The sequence below is a fragment of the Streptomyces sp. NPDC024017 genome (assembly GCF_040638895.1).
Classification (GTDB): domain Bacteria; phylum Actinomycetota; class Actinomycetes; order Streptomycetales; family Streptomycetaceae; genus Streptomyces.
The window spans coordinates 497,064-514,635 of record NZ_JBEZYZ010000002.1 but is presented as its reverse complement, the minus strand read 5'-3'; the positions used below and the strand labels follow the sequence as shown (position 1 = coordinate 514,635).

General features: G+C 70.4%; 13 protein-coding genes, 1 tRNA gene and 2 pseudogenes. 9 read left to right on the top strand and 7 right to left on the bottom strand.

The features are described from left to right. Nucleotides 1–460: 460 nt before the first annotated feature. The 8 genes from AB0G20_RS07120 to AB0G20_RS07085 all read left to right on the top strand — a co-directional run bounded on the left by AB0G20_RS07120 (nt 461) and on the right by AB0G20_RS07085 (nt 8,837). Entirely contained in the window at nt 461–1,726 is a 1,266-nt protein-coding gene (locus tag AB0G20_RS07120) for a nucleotide sugar dehydrogenase (protein WP_361297024.1), read from the top strand. Nucleotides 1,727–1,753: 27 nt separating this feature from the next. Continuing rightward, entirely contained in the window at nt 1,754–1,927 is a 174-nt protein-coding gene (locus AB0G20_RS07115) for a hypothetical protein (protein WP_361297021.1), read from the top strand. Nucleotides 1,928–1,968: 41 nt separating this feature from the next. After that, the gene (locus AB0G20_RS07110) at nt 1,969–3,258 is read left to right on the top strand and encodes a glycosyltransferase (protein WP_361297018.1); all 1,290 of its coding nucleotides are present in this window, start codon (nt 1,969–1,971) and stop codon (nt 3,256–3,258) included. A gap of 147 nt (nt 3,259–3,405) precedes the next feature. After that, nucleotides 3,406–3,987, top strand: a complete 582-nt coding sequence (locus AB0G20_RS07105; protein ID WP_361297015.1) for a dihydrofolate reductase family protein — start codon at nt 3,406–3,408, stop codon at nt 3,985–3,987. Nucleotides 3,988–4,180: 193 nt separating this feature from the next. Then, entirely contained in the window at nt 4,181–4,501 is a 321-nt protein-coding gene (locus AB0G20_RS07100) for a hypothetical protein (RefSeq protein ID WP_361297737.1), read from the top strand. 217 nt (nt 4,502–4,718) lie between these two features. Then, a complete protein-coding gene (locus tag AB0G20_RS07095) occupies nt 4,719–6,119 on the top strand; it encodes an FG-GAP repeat protein (RefSeq protein WP_361297012.1) in 1,401 nt (466 codons plus the stop codon). Between the two features lie 35 nt (nt 6,120–6,154). Next, a complete protein-coding gene (locus AB0G20_RS07090) occupies nt 6,155–7,576 on the top strand; it encodes a hypothetical protein (RefSeq protein WP_361297009.1) in 1,422 nt (473 codons plus the stop codon). A gap of 226 nt (nt 7,577–7,802) precedes the next feature. Continuing rightward, entirely contained in the window at nt 7,803–8,837 is a 1,035-nt protein-coding gene (locus tag AB0G20_RS07085) for a Yip1 family protein (RefSeq protein ID WP_361297006.1), read from the top strand. Nucleotides 8,838–8,900: 63 nt separating this feature from the next. On the opposite strand, the gene AB0G20_RS07080 is transcribed toward AB0G20_RS07085, so the two are convergent. Continuing rightward, nucleotides 8,901–9,398 (bottom strand): phosphoribosyltransferase, encoded by a 498-nt coding sequence (locus AB0G20_RS07080; protein WP_361297726.1) that lies wholly within the window; start codon nt 9,396–9,398, stop codon nt 8,901–8,903. A gap of 26 nt (nt 9,399–9,424) precedes the next feature. Next, complete coding sequence (gene dcd / locus AB0G20_RS07075) at nt 9,425–10,000, bottom strand: dCTP deaminase (RefSeq protein ID WP_248510535.1); 576 nt, start codon at nt 9,998–10,000, stop codon at nt 9,425–9,427. 525 nt (nt 10,001–10,525) lie between these two features. Between dcd and AB0G20_RS07070 the strand changes: the two genes are divergently transcribed. Further along, nucleotides 10,526–10,599, top strand: a tRNA-Gly gene (locus AB0G20_RS07070). A gap of 325 nt (nt 10,600–10,924) precedes the next feature. Here the strand turns inward: AB0G20_RS07070 and AB0G20_RS07065 are convergent. From AB0G20_RS07065 to AB0G20_RS07045, 5 genes and pseudogenes are all read right to left on the bottom strand, one after another. Continuing rightward, nucleotides 10,925–12,430, bottom strand: a complete 1,506-nt coding sequence (locus AB0G20_RS07065; RefSeq protein ID WP_361297003.1) for a SulP family inorganic anion transporter — start codon at nt 12,428–12,430, stop codon at nt 10,925–10,927. Between the two features lie 23 nt (nt 12,431–12,453). Beyond that, a pseudogene (locus tag AB0G20_RS07060) lies at nt 12,454–12,627 on the bottom strand (carbonic anhydrase); the annotation flags it as partial. Nucleotides 12,628–13,608: 981 nt separating this feature from the next. Continuing rightward, a pseudogene (locus AB0G20_RS07055) lies at nt 13,609–14,538 on the bottom strand (TerC family protein); the annotation flags it as partial. A gap of 425 nt (nt 14,539–14,963) precedes the next feature. Next, nucleotides 14,964–16,007: an ABC transporter ATP-binding protein gene (locus tag AB0G20_RS07050; RefSeq protein WP_361297000.1), complete on the bottom strand. Its 1,044-nt coding sequence runs from the start codon at nt 16,005–16,007 to the stop codon at nt 14,964–14,966. After that, nucleotides 16,004–17,494, bottom strand: a complete 1,491-nt coding sequence (locus AB0G20_RS07045) for an iron ABC transporter permease (RefSeq protein WP_361297723.1) — start codon at nt 17,492–17,494, stop codon at nt 16,004–16,006. The genes AB0G20_RS07050 and AB0G20_RS07045 overlap by 4 nt, the downstream gene beginning before the upstream one ends. Nucleotides 17,495–17,572: the final 78 nt, after the last annotated feature.

The window sequence follows — 17,572 nt, the reverse complement described above, 5'->3', positions numbered from 1 at the left end:
TTCTGGCCTGGGATAACCACGGGTAACCGACGGCAGAGCGAAGTCGCGGTACAGGGGGCGCACACAGGGGCGCGCGATATTCGCGAATGCACGCGCGCCGAGGGTCCCGACAGGGCCGCCCCCTCCGGAGATTGTGAAGATCAGAAGCTCTCGCAGACCCTCACAACTTGCAGGTGAACCCGGCAACATCCCTCAATCAGCTGTGACTTCAACGGACTTCACATCTCAAATCAGTAAAGAGGGTTCCGTTCAGCGAATTATTGTTGAACCATGAAGGTCCACAAATAAGGGGGGTTTGTGAAGATCACCGGTTGCGCTTTGCGCATGGTCGGGCAAGGGGGCCCGGCACACCGGTGACGCGGTGATGGTGCAGTGACCCACGCCGCTTCTCACGCAGTACCACGCCACGGCCGCCTGCTTCAGGAACAGGCGGCCGTACTTCAGGGGTGAGGAATCCACCATGCACATATGTGTGCTGGGGCAGGGCTATGTCGGCCTGCCCCTGGCCGTGAGGGCCGCCGAGGTCGGGCACACCGTCACCGGCTACGAGCCCGACCGGGCGCGTTGCGCGGCGCTGGCCGCCGGGTCGTCGTACGTCGAGGACATCGGCGACGACAGGCTTCAGGCGGTGCTCGATTCGGATGCGTACTACGCGAGCTCCGACCCGCAGGACCTCAAGGGGTTCGACGTCGCCGTCATCACCGTGCCGACTCCCTTGACCGACCGCGCGCCCGACCTGAGTTGTGTCCGGGACGCCGGGCGCGTGCTCGCGGAGTACATCGAGCCGGGTGCCACCGTCGTACTCGAGTCGACGACCCACCCGGGCACCACCCGTGACGTGCTCATCCCGCTGCTGGAGGAGGGCTCCGGCCTCGTCGCCGGGCGGGACTTCCACGTCGGGTTCAGCCCCGAGCGCATCGACCCGGGCAACGCGGACTGGCGCCTGGAGAACACGCCGAAGATCGTCGCCGGGCTGACCGAGGGCTGTCTGCGGCGGGTGAAGGACTTCTACGACAGCGTCACCGACGTCACCGTGCCCGCCTCGGGGCTTGAGGAGGCCGAGCTGGCCAAGGTGTTCGAGAACACCTATCGGCACGTCAACATCGCGCTGGTCAACGAGCTTTCGCGGATGGCCCACACGCTCGGCGTGGACGTCTGGCACACGCTGGAGCTGGCCGCGACCAAGCCCTTCGGATTCACCAAGTTCCTGCCCGGGCCGGGCGTGGGCGGGCACTGTCTGCCGATCGACCCGGTCTATCTGAGCCACCACGTCAAGGCACGGCACGGGCAGACCTTCCGGCTGATCGAGCTGGCCCAGGACATCAACGAGAGCCAGCCGGACTATGTGGTGCGCCGGCTCCAGGACGCCCTCAGCAGGCGGTTCCGGCGGAGCGTGCACGGGGCGCGCATCCTCGCCCTCGGCGCCGCCTACAAGCCGGGCACCTCGGACGCCCGCCAGTCGCCGGCCGTCGAAGTCACGGACCGGCTGCGGCAGATGGGGGCGGACGTCACCGTCGTGGACCCCTATCTGCCGGTGGCGGACGGCGGTTGCCGGGACATCCCCTTCGGGTCGACGACCGCGGCGGCGACCGTCGGCGACTTCGACGCCGTCGTCCTGCTCACCCCGCACGGCGAGTTCGACCTCGTCCGGCTCGCCGCCGAGGCCGCCTACGTACTCGACACCCGCGGCGTCATGGCCGCCGCACCCCACATCGAACGGCTCTAGAGAGCCACGGAAGGAAAGAGGGACAACATGTACGGACAGAACGGTGTGGGCGCCGCGATCGGAACCGCCACGGGCGGAGCCGCCCTGGCCGCGACCGGAGGAACCGCGCTCGGGTGGATCGTGCTGGCAGCCATGCTCCTCGTGATCGGCGGTGTCGCGGCGTTCCGCATGGCGACCCGCGGCAAGCGAGTGACCGCTTGAGCGCGTTCCAGGGCCGTGCGCCGCGGGTGAGGCTCACCGTGGTGACCGCTGTGGTGGTGGCGGCTCTGGCCGCCGCCACCGTGGTGGTGCACATGCAGTCGAAGAGTCCGATCCTGACGTTCTACTGGTGGCTGGGCATGGCGGTGATCGTGCTCTGCCTGGTGTCGTTCCTGAAGGGCCGGTCCTTCACCCACCTCCCGGTCGCTCCGGGCCGGACGGTGGCGATCATCCCGGCGTTCGAGGAGCCCACCGAGAACCTGCACCGCACGGTGCGGTCGCTGCTGGCGCAGACCCATCCGGTAGACGAGATCCACGTCATCGACGACGGCTCGCGGCAGCACCCCGTCGAACCCTTCGAGCACCCCCGGGTCTTCTGGCACCGGCAGGAGAACAAGGGCAAGCGCGGGGCCCAGGTCACCGTGCTGCGGCACCTCCTGGAGCAGAACAAGCACTTCGAGTACGTGCTCACCATCGACTCCGACGGCGAGCCCTTCCCGGACGCGCTGGAGCAGCAGCTGCGCGCCATGAGCAACCCGCGGATCCAGGCCACCACCGGCATGATCTACATCCGCAACTTCGAGGAGACCTGGGTCTCCCGCGCCGCGGACATCGACATCGGCACCTCGTGCGTGATGATGCGCTCCTCGCGTTCCATGCTCGGAGCCCTGGAGACCACCTCGGGCGCCCTGGCCCTCTACCGGGCCGAGCTCCTCTACGACCACCTCGACGCCTACGAGGTGGAGTGCGGCACGGGCGACGACCGCTGGCTCGCCCTCAGGGCACTCATGCGCGGTGAGGTCGTGGCCGTCAACGAGGCCGGAGTCGTCACCGACATGCCGACAACCCTGGGGAAGACCTACCGGCAACGGCTGCGGTGGGCCCGCTCGTGGTGGTGGATGCTGCCGTTCGTGTACGCGCGGCTGTCGCTGAAGCAGCTCATATCGCCGACGTTCGGGCTGCTCCAGCTCGTCATCACGCCGGTGATGCTGGCCTGGATCGTCGTCATGTCGCTCCTGACGCTGGGCGGGCGGTACCACAACCCCGGCATCGCCCTGGTGTATCTCGCGGTGTACCTGGTGGTGCGCTTCGGCCAGTCCGGGCTCTACGTCCTGATGCGCCCGGACATGACCACCCGGCAGCGCTGGCACTCCTGGCTCGTCGGCACCCCGGCGGCCGTGTTCATGAACATCGTGCTGCTGTGCCCGACCCGCTACTGGGCCCTGTTCAAGCTGCGCGACAACGCCTGGCAGTCCCGGGGGCTGACGGCGAGGACGGCGCTGCCCGGGGCCGGTCGTCACCGTGCGGGTTCGAAGGACCTGCAGAACGCCTGAGGGGCACCCGTTCCCGTGCGCCCCGTCGGCGGGGCGATGAGTTTCGGGTGCGGGGGCGGTCCAAGGATGTGAGAGGGCCGCCCCGGCCCCCGCCCCATCGGCCCCAGGCCCCGGCACTGGCCCCGGCCCCGCTCCCCAGGAGCTGCGATGACCACCGTCGTGATGCACAGCGTCGTCTCCGTGGACGGCTTCATCGCCGACGCGAACGACGACGTAGGCCCCCTCTTCGACTGGTACGGCAACGGCGAGGTCGAGATCAACGAGTACGCCAGGGTGTCCCGGGCCTCCGCCGACTACGTGCAGCCCAGCATGGCCAGGATCGGGACGCTGGTCGTCGGGCGGCACGTGTTCGACATGACCAACGGGTGGGAGGGCGTCCCGCCGGCCGGTGAGCACCTGGTCGTCGTGTCGCACCGGCCTCGTCCCGTGGGGTGGCACCCCGAGGCGCCGTTCCACTTCGTCGACGGCGTGGCGGAGGCCGTCGCCAAGGCCAGGGAGCTGACCGGCCAGGACCGTGACATCGGGGTGGCCGCGGGCGACGTCGGCGGGCAGGCGTTCGCGCTCGGCCTGGTCGACGAGGTCGCGATGGACGTCGTGCCGGTCGTCTTCGGCTCGGGCAAGCGGTACTTCGGCTCGGTCGATGCCCCGCACCTGCTCGAGGACCCGCACGTCGTGATCCGGGGCGACCGGGTACTGCACCTGCGCTACCGGGTCCGGCGACAGCCGTGACGGTCTTTGCACAGTCCGAGCAGCCCCCGCACATTTACCGAACTCACGTACAACCCTTACGTCCCTCCGCGGGTCTCTTGATCGCCGACCACCCGTGAACGCCCGGACAACTCCCGGCGAACACGGACAGTCCGGCCCTCCATCGACTGTGGATGTCCGCCAGGCATCCCCCGCATGCAGCAGGAGACCCCGCATGCAGCAGCACGAGCGCCCCTCGGGGCGCCGGCACGCGCCCGCACACCCGTCCCGGCGCCGCCGCCTGCGGCTCGCCCTGGCGACCGCCGCCGCGGCCGCCCTGACCGGCACGCTGCTCTCGTCCGCGGCCGGCACGGCGACGGCCGCGGACGGCACGCACGCCCCACGGGCCGACTTGAACGACGGCAACGGCGCGGTCCTCTACCTGCCGTCCGACGGCGCGAAGATCACCGCCACCGGTTCGCGCTCCGTCTCCCCGAGCGACTCGGGCGTCTCGACCACGGGCTACCCGAACTTCGGCGCCAACTTCGCCGACTGAGCCACCCGGCACCCACCGAGCCACCAACGCTCGGCGGGCCACCCGGCACCGACCGAGCCACCGACGTCCGGCGGAGCCACCCCGCACCGACCGAGCCACCCGCGCCCGGCCGAGTCACCCCGCACCGCCCCAGCCACCCGCACCGGCGGAGCCATCCCGCACCCCGCTTCGGGGCCGGGCCTCCCAGGCCCGGCCCCTTCCCACCCGGAGCCCCACCTTGCGCAAGCGCACCCTCCTGCTGGCCGCCACGCTCACCACCGGCCTGCTCACCACCACCCCCGCCACCGCCGCCTCCGGTCTCGCCGGGGACTTCAACGGCGACGGATACCGGGACATCGCGGCCGGCGCCGCGTGCGCCGACGTCGGCTCGGCCTCCTGCGCCGGTGCCGTCGTCGTGCTGTACGGCTCGGCGTCCGGGGTCTCGGCCACCCGCAGGGCCGTCATCACCCAGAACTCCACGGGCGTGCCCGGCACCGCCGAGGCGGGCGACCTGTTCGGCTCCGCCCTGGCCACCGGCGACCTGGACCGGGACGGCTACTCCGACCTCGTCGTCGGCGCGAGCAACGAGAGCGTCGGGGACCGGGACGGCGTCGGCTCCGGCACCGTCCTGTGGGGCAGCAAGTCGGGCCTGACCAGCGGCAAGGGCCTGCCGCAGCCGTCGACGCTCTCCGAGTACGGCAACTTCTCCCGGGGCATCGCCACCGGCGACTTCGACGGTGACGGCGACACGGACGTCACGCTCACCGGCCAGAGCCACACCCGCATCTACAACGGTCCCTTCACCCGCACCGGCGGTCCGCTGAACAACCTCCGCGTCGGCGAGGTCGGCACCACCTTCGAGGTGTTCGCGGGTGACATGACCGGCGACGGAGCGGCCGAGCGCGTCTACCCGTTCAACGTGGACGGCGACACCGGCGGCCAGATCGACTACTTCAGCTGGACCGGCATGACGTACAAGATGGCCGATCTGCCGAACGCCGACGGCTACCCCGGCTCCATCGGCGACATCAACCGCGACGGCTACGGCGACCTCGTCCTCGGCGACTCCGCGGACCCGTACGACCTCAAGCCCGGCGGCCACAAGGGCGGCCAGATCACCGTCTGGTACGGCGGCCCGAACGGCCCCGACCCGGCCCAGCAGCCGACCGTCGTCCACCAGGACACCGAGGGCGTGCCCGGCGCGGGCGAGGCCGAGGACGGTTTCGGCGGCGCGGTGACCACCGGCGACATCAACGGCGACGGGTACGCCGACGTCGTGGTCTCCGCCCCGGGCGAGGACATCGGCTCGGCGACGGACGCGGGCTCGGTGACCGTGCTGTTCGGCTCCGCCTCCGGCCTGAAGACCACCGGCGTGAAGTCGTACACCCAGGACACCGCCGGGGTGCCCGGCTCCGCCGAATCCTCGGACCGCTTCGGTTCCGCGGTCGGCCTGACCGACGTGACCAAGGACGGCAAGGCGGACCTGGTCGTCGGCGTGTACGGCGAGAACTCCACGGGCGGCCTGTGGACCCTGCGCGGCTCCGCCTCCGGCCTGACCACGAGCGGCGCGCAGGGCATCACGACCACCGCCGTCTCCCTCAAGGGCAGCGTCGGCCTCGGCTCGGCCGTGGCCCAGTGACGCCCCGCCGACTCCCCCGTGAGGCACGTACACCCATGCGCACCCGCATCACCGCCGCCGTCCTCGCCGCGGCCCTGACCCCGCTCGCCCTCACCCTCTCCGCCCCCGCCGCGCACGCCGCGACCCCCGCCGCCCCCTACGACTTCAACGGCGACGGCCGCACCGACCTCGCGATCGGCGCGCCGGGCGCCACGGTCTCGGGGCAGGCGAGGGCGGGCGCCGTATCGGTGGTCTACGGCAGCACCAGCGGGCCGAAGAGCTCCACGCGCACCCTGCTGACGCAGAACACCGCCGGCATGCCCGGCGCCGCCGAGGCCGACGACGCCTTCGGCTCCGCGCTCGCCTCCGCCGACCTGAACACCGACGGTTATGCCGACCTGCTGATCGGCACGCCCGGCGAGGACGGCAGCGACAACAACGACGGCACCGTCACCATCGTCTGGGGCTCGGCGTCCGGCCTGTCCGGCGCCCGTTCGCTGTTCAGCTTCTTCAGCACCGACTACGACCGCTACGGCCAGACCCTGGCCGCGGGCGACTTCGACCACGACGGGGACACGGACGTCGCGGTCGGCTCCACCGGACCGGTGGTCCTCTCACTCGTCAGCGGCCCGATCACCCCGACGAGCACCCCCCAGGGAGGTTCGGGCTCGCACAGCAGCTGGTCCTCCTCGTCCGGCGTCACCCACCTCTCCTCCGGCGACATCACCGGCGACGGCCACCCCCATGTGGTCCTGCACGGCCGCGCCGCGAACACCGGCCACGCGACCACCGCCCTGGCCGACATGGAGATCAGCAACTACACCGACTGGCTGCAGAGGCTGCCCGCCGGCTACGTCTCCGCCGTCGGGGACATCGACGACGACGGCCACGACGACATCGCCGTAGGAAACGACCGGGAGACGTCGGCCGACCCGGCGGGCGCGCTCGGCGGCAAGGTCAGCATCGTCTACGGCGGACCGGAGGGCCCCGACCCGGACCGCGCCCCGCTCGTCCTCACCCAGGACACCGCCGGTGTGCCCGGCGCCTCCGAGAAGGGCGACCGCTTCGGCAGCGGCGTCTCGCTCGGCGATGTCAACGGCGACGGCTACGCCGACCTGGCGGTCGGCACCGCGGGCGAGAACAGCTCCGCCGGTGCCGTCACCGTGCTGTACGGCTCGGCGTCCGGCCTGACCACCAAGGGCGCCACGTCGTACAGCCAGAACACCGCCGGTGTGCCCGGCGACTCGGAGCAGGGCGACCGGTTCGGTGAGCGCGTCGCGCTCACCGACCACACCGGCGACCGCCGCGCCGACCTGTCCGTCTCCGCGCCGGGCGAGAACGCCGGCGACGGCGCCGTCTGGTCCCTGCGCGCCACGGCGACCGGCCCGACGACCTCCGGCTCGACGAGCTTCGGCCCGGGCACCACGGGCATCTCGACGGCCGGCGCCCCGGGCTACGGCACCGCACTCACCTCCTGATCACCACCACTTCCGACCGACGGGGATCCCGATGCGCAAGCGCACCCTCCTCCTGGCCACGGCCCTCACCACCGGCCTCATCGGCTGACGAACCAGGGAGACCCGCACGTGCGATCAGCCTGCCGGAACTCGGCGGGTCGCTTCCCGACCGACGTGCCCGGGGGTGAGGCCCGTACGGCCGAACCCTGACACCCCACGGACACCCAAAGTCCCTTCCCCTTAAGGGATGTCACAGCTCGGCCGCAAAGCCGGGCCCGGAAGCCCGGGCCCGGCACGCCACCGCCGGGGACCAGGTACGTTCGAAGACGTGGCTGGATTCAGGATCGGACGCGGCCGGAACAACGGCGCTCCTCAGACGCGACCGCACAACCCTCCGAACGGGCAGCAGACGCCGCAGGGGCCGTCGTACGGCTACCCGCAGGCGCCTCAGCCGTACCCGCAGGCGCCGCAGCCGTACCCGCAGGCGCCGCAGCCGTACGGCAACGGCGGCGGTCCCACGTGGCCGCAGCCGAACGCCGCGCACGGCGGGGGCTACGGCGGCCAGGGCGAGCCGGAGTACTTCGGCGACGGAGCGTACCCGCCCGGCCCGCAGGGTCCGCCCGACCCGTACGCGGCGAACAACCCGGGCCACACCCAGGCCTTCTCGGTCGGCGAGGATCCGTACACCCAGGGCGACACCTACCGCGCCGGCTCGGCGGCCGCGCCGTCCGGCCCGGTCGGCCCGCGCCTGCACTGGAAGGCCCTGATCCGGGGGATCGTCCTCGCCCCCAACCAGACGTTCCTCCAGATGCGGGACTACTCGATGTGGGGCCCGGCCCTCATCGTCACGTTCCTCTACGGCCTGCTCGCCGTCTTCGGCTTCGACGGCGCCCGCAAGGATGCGATAAACGCCACACTGTCGAACGCGGTCCCGATCGTCCTGACGACGGCCGTCGCGATGGTGCTGAGCGCGTTCGTCCTGGGCGTGGTCACCCACACCCTGGCCCGCCAGCTCGGCGGTGACGGCGCCTGGCAGCCCACGGTCGGCCTGTCCATGCTGATCATGTCCCTCACGGACGCGCCCCGCCTGGTCTTCGCGATGTTCGCGGGCGGCGACGCGATGTTCGTCCAGCTGCTGGGCTGGGCCACCTGGGTCGCGGGCGGCGTCCTGCTGACGCTCATGGTCGGCCGCTCCCACGACCTGCCCTGGCCGAAGGCCCTCGGCGCGTCGGCGATCCAGCTGATCGCACTGCTGTCGATCGTGAAGCTGGGCACGGTCTGAGAGACCGGCCGGCTACGCAGAAGGGGCTCCCCGTGGGGAGCCCCTTCTCCGTGTTTCCTGCCGTCAGGCGTCGAGCACCTGGTCGGCCCGCCGCACCACGGGCCGTTCGACACTCCACGGGAAGTTGATCCAGTCGTCGGTCCGCTTCCACACGTACTCGCACTTGACCAGCGACTGCGACTTCTCGTAGACGACGGCGCTGCGCACCTCGGCGACGGTGTCGAGGCAGAAGTCGCGCACCAGCTTGAGCGTCTTGCCGGTGTCGGCGACGTCGTCGGTGATCAGCACCTTCTTCTGCGAGAAGTCGATCACGTTGGGGACGGGGGCGAGCATGACGGGCATCTCGAGGGTCGTCCCCACACCGGTGTAGAACTCCACGTTCACGAGGTGGATGTTCTTGCAGTCGAGGGCGTAGGCGAGCCCGCCGGCCACGAACACGCCGCCGCGGGCGATGCTGAGGACTATGTCGGGCTCGTAGCCGTCGTCGGCGATGGCCTGCGCGAGCTCACGCACGGCGACGCCGAACTTCTCGTAGGTCAGGTTCTCCCGTACGTCACTCATGCTCGTGTCGCTCATCTTCGGGTCGCTCACACCTGGGTCCGGTGGAAGTTGAGGAAGGACCGGGAGGCGGTCGGCCCGCGCTGCCCCTGGTACCGGGACCCGTACCGCTCGCTGCCGTACGGGAAGTCGGCGGGCGAGCTGAGCTTGAACATGCACAGCTGCCCGATCTTCATCCCCGGCCAGAGCTTGATGGGCAGGGTGGCGAGGTTGGACAGCTCCAGGGTCACGTGCCCGCTGAAGCCGGGGTCGATGAACCCGGCGGTGGAGTGCGTCACCAGCCCCAGGCGCCCCAGCGAGCTCTTGCCCTCCAGCCGGGAGGCGAGATCGTCGGGCAGGGAGATGACCTCGTACGTGCTGGCGAGGACGAACTCCCCGGGGTGCAGGATGAACGGCTCGTCGCCCTCCGGCTCCACGAGCCGGGTCAGGTCGGACTGCTCGATGGCGGGGTCGATGTGGGGGTACCGGTGATTCTCGAACACCCGGAAGTAGCGGTCGAGGCGCACGTCGATGCTCGACGGCTGCACCATCGATTCGTCATACGGATCGATGCGTACGCGTCCGGCGTCGATCTCGGCCCGGATGTCCTTGTCTGAGAGAAGCACGCCCCGAGGATACGCAAGGCGCGCGGAGCGACCACAACCGGACGTCTCCGCGCGCCTTGCGCCTGGTGCCTATTGCTTTGTCCGTTACCGCTGCTACCGCTTCTGATAGCTGACGGGCACCACGCTCCGGAGCCGCGCACATCGCGGGCACCGAAGCAGCCGCCCGGGGCCGAGCCGCTCGGCCTGCTGCATCGGGAACGAAGCGGTGGTGAACACGTGCCCATCGGCACAACGGACGACGGTGCGCTCCATCAAGTCCAAGAGTCCCTTCCCCAAGAGCCGCGTCTGGCTGCTGCTTGCCTGACGACAAAAGCCACAGTACGGGATCAAAGGGACGGCCCTCGAGGCGGCACTCCGGTCCCGCCCGGACCCTCGCCGACGCCCCCACCGTACGCCCCAACTCCGGCGCCCCGCAGCCGCATCACCCCCCTGAAACGCCCTCAGGCCTCGCGGCACAAACACCGGAGGCCTGGCATGAGGTAGAGTGAGCGGGCATTCGGACACCGACTCCGATCGGCGTCTTACGCGGGTGTAGTTTAATGGTAGAACATCAGCTTCCCAAGCTGAGAGCGCGAGTTCGATTCTCGTCACCCGCTCCATGCGAAACCCCAGGTCAGCAGCCTGGGGTTTGTTTATTGTCAGACCAATTCGAGGGTTGCGTGCCCTCCATGTCCCCCTGAGTCGAAGCCAAGCGGCCCCCAGAGGGCTCCGAGGCGCCAATCCGGGCCCCTTCGCGTCGCGATGGCTCAAATGGCGAGACGGACGTTCAGCGACCTGGGTCACAGGGGGCGCGAATGGCGAACAAGTCGCACACGCAAAGGCCCAGTTCACGAACTGCCGCCCGCCACCGCGGTCAGGGGGTGACGCTCGCCGGCAGCCCCTTCGCGGCTCCTGCAGGCGCCGGCGTGCGCACCGCCCGGCTGCTCAGCGGTGCCAGGTGTTCGCCGTGGCCTTCTCGGCGGATGTGACCTTCACCGGCTCGGTGATCTTCACCGGTTCCGTGCCGACCGCGCTGTGTCGCTCCGCCCAGGACTCCAGGGCCGTACGGCAGGCGTGGTCGAGGTGGTGCAGGCCGGACAGGTCCAGCTCGACAGGGCGGTCCTGCGGAAGCGCCTCCAGACTGTCGAGAATCTTCGGCAGCCGCAGAAAGGTGGCGTTACCCGACAGGTAGACCTGGACCGGACCGGCGCCCTTGTCTATGACCTCCAGCTTGACGTGCGAAGCCTCCCAAGCGGTCTTGACGACCGCCAGCGCCAAACCGATGAGTACGCCTTCGAACATGTTCACGGCGACGATCGACACAGCCGTGACCACGAGGATGAGTGCCTCGCCCTTGTGGCCGCGCCACAGCGCCGCGATCTGACGGAACGGAATCAGCTTCCAGCCCGCGTGCACCAGGATGCCGGCGAGGGCGGGAAGCGGAATCAGGGCCAGTGCCCACGGCATCGCGGCGGCGAACAGCAGCAGCCATACGCCGTGCATCACACGCGACGCCTTGGTCTTCGCACCCGCGGCAACGTTGGCGGAGCTGCGCACGATCACCGCGGTCATCGGCAGCGCGCCGAGCACACCGCACACGGTGTTGCCCGCGCCCTGGGCGATCATCTCCTTGTTGTACTCGGTGCGCGGACCGTCGTGCAGCCGGTCCACGGCCGCCGCGCTGAACAGGCTCTCCGCCGAGGCGATCAGCGAGAACGCGATGATCGTGCCCCAGATGGCCGGGCCGGCCAGCTCGCCGAAGGCTTCGGCTCCGGGCGGCTGGATGACGCCGAGCAGACCATCCACCTGGACGGTCGCGACCGGCAGGCTGAGGGCAAGCGTGGCGAGCGTGGCCAGGACCACCGCCGCGAGGGCGCCCGGCACGGACTGCACGGCCTTCGGCAGCTTCTTCCACAGAACGATGACGGCGATGGTGCCCGCGCCGATCACGAGAGAGATCGGAGCCTCGGTGCTGCCCAGGGCGTCGGCGAACGCCCCCGGCAGGCCCACGATCTTGCCGATACCGCTCTCCGGGGCCTTCAGACCCGCCGCCGCGTAGATCTGCCCGGCGATGATCACCAGACCGATGCCGCAGAGCATGCCCTCGACGACGGAGACGGAAATCGCCCGGAACCAGCGTCCGATCTTCAGAATGCCCATGGCGAGCTGGAGGAGCCCGGCGAACAGCACGATCACGCCGAGCGTGCCCACGCCGAACTCGCTGACGGCCTCGAAGACGATCACGGTCATGCCCGCGGCCGGCCCGGACACCTGGAGGCTGCTGCCGGGCATGAGACCGGTGACGAGACCGCCCACGATGCCGGTGATCAGGCCGAGTTCGGCCGGGACACCGGAGGCGACCGCGATACCGACACACAGAGGTACGGCGACGAGGAAGACGACGACGGAGGCAAGGAAGTCCTGCCGCCGGTAAGGGTACTTGGAGAGCATGGTCACCGACTCCCATACAGGGCCGCCGTACGCAGTGCGAAAAGCTCGCAGGGCCGAGCACCCGTGATCGGAGCTGGTGCGACCCGGGAATCGGAGCAGGTGATGAACATGGCCTGGGGGGACTGGCCCTCGGCGGGGCGAGGGAACTCCTCGGGGCGCTGTCCGGATAAGCGGGCGTTGTCGATGAGAGGCTTCATGGTGGGGTGACCTCCTGGCGCGCCGTGGGGTACGCGTCGGACTTACCGGGCACGGGGGTGTGGGTGCTCTACGGCTCAGCAGCGGAAGACCTGCAGAGCGGCCGACGAGTGGGCTGCCGTCCATCTCGACGTGCCGTGGTCCGCGGGGCGGGGCGTGTTCGGCTTGGTCGCGGTCGACGTGCACGCCTTCATCAGCGGGCGTCCGGCGCTTCGAGGACACAACCGACGGCGCGGTGCCGGTCGCCGGTGCGCAGGGAAGCGGGCTTTGGCCTTGACGTGACGGGCTGTGCGCGCGGAGAGGAAAGGCGCCGTGGATTCGAAGCACTGGAGAGCGACCAGAGCGGCATTGAGAGCGAAACCACGGTCCGGAACTTCATATCTCGGAACATGAACCCCCCTCAAGGCAGCCCAATGCCTCTTGTATGTACCAATGGTCGGTCAAAGGCTGGTCAAGAACACGTTAACTGGACAAAGACGTTCGCGGGTTCAACTGAGCGTTTGCACGCCAAGAGAGCCTGAAAACAGAAGTGGACTGGCGCGAAGATGTCACTGTCAGGCAAGGAGCCCATCGCTGCACTGCCGGTTTCGTCACCGGGTCGCAGAGCGCTTGCGATGAGGGTCCAGTCGGTAGTCGGGACAGTCGCGGTTCTGACATGCGCCTGGGCCCCACACGGGAACGAATATGCCGAGGCTCTTGTGGCGATGGACTGCGGCCGGCACGGACTTCTTGCACGTCGGGCACACGTACGCTTCGGGCTTGCGCTTCGTTTTGACCATATTTTTACGATATGCCCGTACTGGCGGGTCGGGAAGTGCCCTTCTTCTGCGCCAACCCGAGCGCGAGCCGGCTCCGCCCTCCCCGCCCGGTGAACCGGCTGGAGGCTCAGGGGCATCCGTCACGGGCGGTGCGCTGGGCGTCTCGGGCTTCTCGGTGGCCGCGGAGGCGTCTTGTTCGTCGGTGGGTTCCAGATGGTCTGTGAGGGCCGGCCTCTTGAGGCTGAGCACCACGGAACCTGTCAGGACGACGACGATGACCGCGAGGCTGATCGGTGAGGGGATCTCCGGGATGCTGGGGCTGATCAGCTTGTGGGATGCCTGGAGGATGAGCTTGACCCCGATGAAGGCGAGGATGATCGCCAGGCCCTTGTTCAGGTAGTGGAAGCGGTCCAGCAGGCCGGCGAGCATGAAGTAGAGGGCCCGCAGGCCGAGGATGGCGAAGGCGTTGCTGGTGTACACGATGAAGGCGTCGTCGCTGACCGCGAGGACGGCGGGCACGCTGTCGACGGCGAAGATCAGGTCGGCGGCCTCGATCGCGGCGACAACCGCGAGCAACGGAGTCGCCATCCGTATGCCGGCTTCCTTGACGAAGAACTTGGCCCCGGCGTACTCGTCCCGCACCGGGATGAGCTTGCGGAGCATCCGTACGGCGAAGCTCTTGCCCGGGTCGAAGCTCTCCTGCTCGTCCTTGAGGAGCTTGTAGGTGCTGTAGAAGAGGACCGCCGCGAAGGCGAACAGCACCGCGGTGAAGCGGCTGACCACGGCCACGCCGAGGGAGAGGAAGATCCCGCGAAAGACGAGCGCGCCGATGACGCCGAAGAACAGCACGCGGTGCTGGTAGGCGCGGGGCACCTTGAAGTACGCGAAGATCACGGCGAAGACGAACAGGTTGTCGACCGACAGGCTCTTCTCCAGCAGCCATGCCGTCGTGTACTCGGTGCCCGCAGTGGTGCCGAGGACGAGGAAGACGACCGCGCCGAAGATCAGGGCGAGGCTCACCCACAGGCCGCTCCAGGCGGCGGCCTCCTTGAAGCCGATGATGTGCGCGGTGCGGTGGGACAGCAGATCCACCGCCAGCGACACGACCACCGTCGCGGCGAACGCCCCCCACAGCCAGAGCGGGACCTCAAGCACGCCGAACACCCTCACCATGGCCCGCGCGAATACGCCGGCCCTATACAGGAGTGTCCGGCATTGCGCCCCCGGGGGCATGCGGAGCGGGTGAGGCCGGCCGGAGCCCATGTGATCCGGACCGCGTCACCGGGACGGACGCGTTCCGGCCGTAGCGCACGCGCGGCATCACACCGCAGTCTGGAGTCCTCCGCCGGATCAGCCACGCCCCGAGATCGCCGGCAGTACCCGACGCCCCGGTGGCTGCAGGAAACGCGCCGGCAGGGCGTCCAGGCTCACCATGCCGGTGAGCCGCCGAGACCGTGGCCGTCACAGTGGTGGAGCCCGTCGACAACGCGATCATCGGAGCCCCTGGACCACCTCCGTATCGCCGAGCGGCTGCCCGGCTCGGCATCCGCAACGGCGACAAGCGCCCCCACCGTCCGCGGCTACGGGTGGAGGCCGGCCTCGCCAACGACGCGGATACCCGTCTCGTCCCCCGGGCGGACGGAGAGCCGGCCCGCGACCCGGATGCCGACCGAGGTGTCGTGGCCCTCGACGGCCACGGTGACCATGGCGTCGTGGCCGTAGTAGCAGACATCGGTCACCGTACCTCTGACCGCGCCCTCGGAGTGCGGGTCGGTGAGGCGGAGTTGTTCCGGACGGAGCAGGACCGTGCCGGCGCGCAGGCCGTCGGGTGGGGTGGCCAGGGGTACGGCGCCCAGAGCGGTGCGGGCTGTGCCGTCGCTGTCGACGGTGCCGGGGAGCAGGACGGCGTCGCCGACGAAGTCGGCGATCCAGGGGTCGGCGGGGTGGCGGTAGAGATTCTGCGGAGTGTCGCACTGCGCGACCCTGCCGTCCCGTACGACGGCGACGAGGTCGGCGGTGGACAGGGCCTCCTGCTGGTCGTGTGTGACGAGGATCGCCGTGGCGCCGGTGGCGCGCAGAGCCGCCCGGACGTCCGACCGCACTCCCGCCCGCAGCGCGCTGTCGAGTGCGTTGAACGGCTCGTCCAGGAGCACGAGTTGCGGGCTCGGGGCGAGCGCACGGGCCAGGGCGATGCGCTGTTGCTGGCCGCCGGACAGCTCGTGCGGCATGCGGTCGCCGTATCCGTCCAGGCCGACCAGTTCCAGCATGTCCTCGGTGCGGCGCCGCCGTTCGGACCGTTCGACACGGGTGAGTCCGAAGGCGACGTTGCGGGCCACGCTCAAGTGTGGGAAGAGGGCGCCTTCCTGGGGCACGATGCCGATGCGGCGCCGCTCCGGCGAGACATGGACGCCGGGCCCGCTCAGCAGCCGGTCCCCGAGCCGGACGGTGCCCGCCTCGCCGTGCAGGAATCCGGCGACGATCCGCAGCATGGTGGTCTTGCCGCAGCCGGAGGGGCCGAGAACGGCGGCCAACGCGCCTGATGGAACGGTGAGTTCGAGGCCGCGCAGGACGGGTTCGTCGGCTCCGTAGGACTTGGTGAGCCCTTCGACGTGCAGTTCGTTCATGTCCGGTGCCTGCCTAGGAGGTACGAGGGGACGGCGGCCAGCAGGATCAGCACGGCGGCGTAGGGGGCGGCGGCCGCGAAGGATCCGGCTCCGGTCTCGGTCCACAGCCGGGTGGCGAGGGTGTCCATGCCGGTGGGGCGCAGCAGGAGGGTCGCCGGGAGTTCCTTCATGCAGACCACGAAGGTGAGCGCGGCCCCGGCGGCCACACCGGGCGCGGCCAGTGGCACGGTGACCTCACGCAGTACCTGCCAGGGCCGTCGCCCGAGCGAGCGGGCCACGTCCTCCAGGACGGGCGGCGCCTGGAGCACGGCCGCGCGGGTGGCGGCCACCGCGACCGGCAGGAACAGCACGGCGTACGCACCGACCAGCAGCGGGAGTTGCTGGTACAGCGGGTACGCGTAGCGCACGGCGAAGAACACCAGCGCGAGCGCGACCGTGATGCCGGGCAGTGCGTGCCCGGCGTACGCCGCCTGCTCCAGCAGACGGGCGCCGCGGCCGCGATACCGGGCAGCGATCACTCCGACCGGCAGGGCGAGGACCGTGGTGAGGCCCGCGCCCGCCGCCGCGACCCCGAAGGTGGCCCAAGCCGTCTGCGCCAGTCCGCCCAGATCCCAGCCGGCCGAGCTGCCGACGGCCAGCCAGTAGCCGAGGGTGCCGAGCGGGAAGGCGACGGCAACGGCCACCACCGCCCCGCACCAGATCAGGGCGAGCGGTCGCAGGCGGCGGAGGCGGACCGGAACCGCCGGGCGGGCGGTGCCCGTGCCGGTCCTGGCGTGCCCGGCCCGGCCACGCGTGCGGGCCTCGGCGGCGACGAGCGCGATCGTCATGACCACCAGCACCACGCTGAGAGCGGCGGCGGGCGTGCGGTCGAAGGAGGCGCGGTAGGAGGTGTGGATGGCCCGGGTGAAGGTGTCGTAGCGCATCAGCGAGACCGCGCCGAAGTCGGAGAGCACGTACAGCGCGACGAGCAGCGCCCCGCCCGCGGCCGCCGGCCGCAGCTGCGGCAGCGTGACCCTGACGAACGTCCGCAGTGGCCCGTGCCCGAGGGATCGCGCGGCCTCCTCCTGTGCCGGGTCGATACCCCGCAGCGCGGCGGCGACCGGCAGATGGACGTACGGGAAGCTGACCAGCGTCAGGGCGAGCGCGGCGCCCCCGAACCCGGCGAGGTCCGGCTCGGCCGACAGCCAGGCGAAGGCGGCCACGTAACTCGGTACGGCCAGCGGCAGCGTGGCCAGCACCGACCAGGCACGGGCTCCGGGCAATGTGGTGCGCACGGTCAGCCAGGCCAGCGAGACACCCAGCACCAGACAGGCCGCCACGACCACGGCGGTCAGTCCGAGGCTGCGGCCGAGCAGGTCGAGCGTCCGCTCGTCGGCGACGACGTCCCAGGCGAAGGCCGGGCCGCGTTCCAGGGCGCGGACGGCGAGGTAACCGAGCGGCAGCAGGGCGAAGAGGGCGGCGACGCAGGCGGGGACGAGCAGGACCAGGGGCGGCCTGCGCCACGGCGACCGGAGCGAGCGCGCTGCGCGGGCGGGTACGCCCTCGCGCCCGGCCGGGGCGGCGGC

What these genes read in the sequence shown, in the direction of transcription:
- AB0G20_RS07085 (WP_361297006.1), top strand. Translation starts at nt 7,803, where the DNA reads ATGTCACAGCTCGGCCGCAAAGCCGGGCCCGGAAGCCCGGGCCCGGCA.
- AB0G20_RS07120 (WP_361297024.1), top strand. Translation starts at nt 461, where the DNA reads ATGCACATATGTGTGCTGGGGCAGGGCTATGTCGGCCTGCCCCTGGCC.
- AB0G20_RS07115 (WP_361297021.1), top strand. Translation starts at nt 1,754, where the DNA reads ATGTACGGACAGAACGGTGTGGGCGCCGCGATCGGAACCGCCACGGGC.
- AB0G20_RS07090 (WP_361297009.1), top strand. Translation starts at nt 6,155, where the DNA reads ATGCGCACCCGCATCACCGCCGCCGTCCTCGCCGCGGCCCTGACCCCG.
- AB0G20_RS07100 (WP_361297737.1), top strand. Translation starts at nt 4,181, where the DNA reads ATGCAGCAGCACGAGCGCCCCTCGGGGCGCCGGCACGCGCCCGCACAC.
- AB0G20_RS07065 (WP_361297003.1), bottom strand. Translation starts at nt 12,430, where the DNA reads ATGCTCTCCAAGTACCCTTACCGGCGGCAGGACTTCCTTGCCTCCGTC.
- AB0G20_RS07105 (WP_361297015.1), top strand. Translation starts at nt 3,406, where the DNA reads ATGACCACCGTCGTGATGCACAGCGTCGTCTCCGTGGACGGCTTCATC.
- AB0G20_RS07080 (WP_361297726.1), bottom strand. Translation starts at nt 9,398, where the DNA reads ATGAGTGACGTACGGGAGAACCTGACCTACGAGAAGTTCGGCGTCGCC.
- AB0G20_RS07050 (WP_361297000.1), bottom strand. Translation starts at nt 16,007, where the DNA reads ATGAACGAACTGCACGTCGAAGGGCTCACCAAGTCCTACGGAGCCGAC.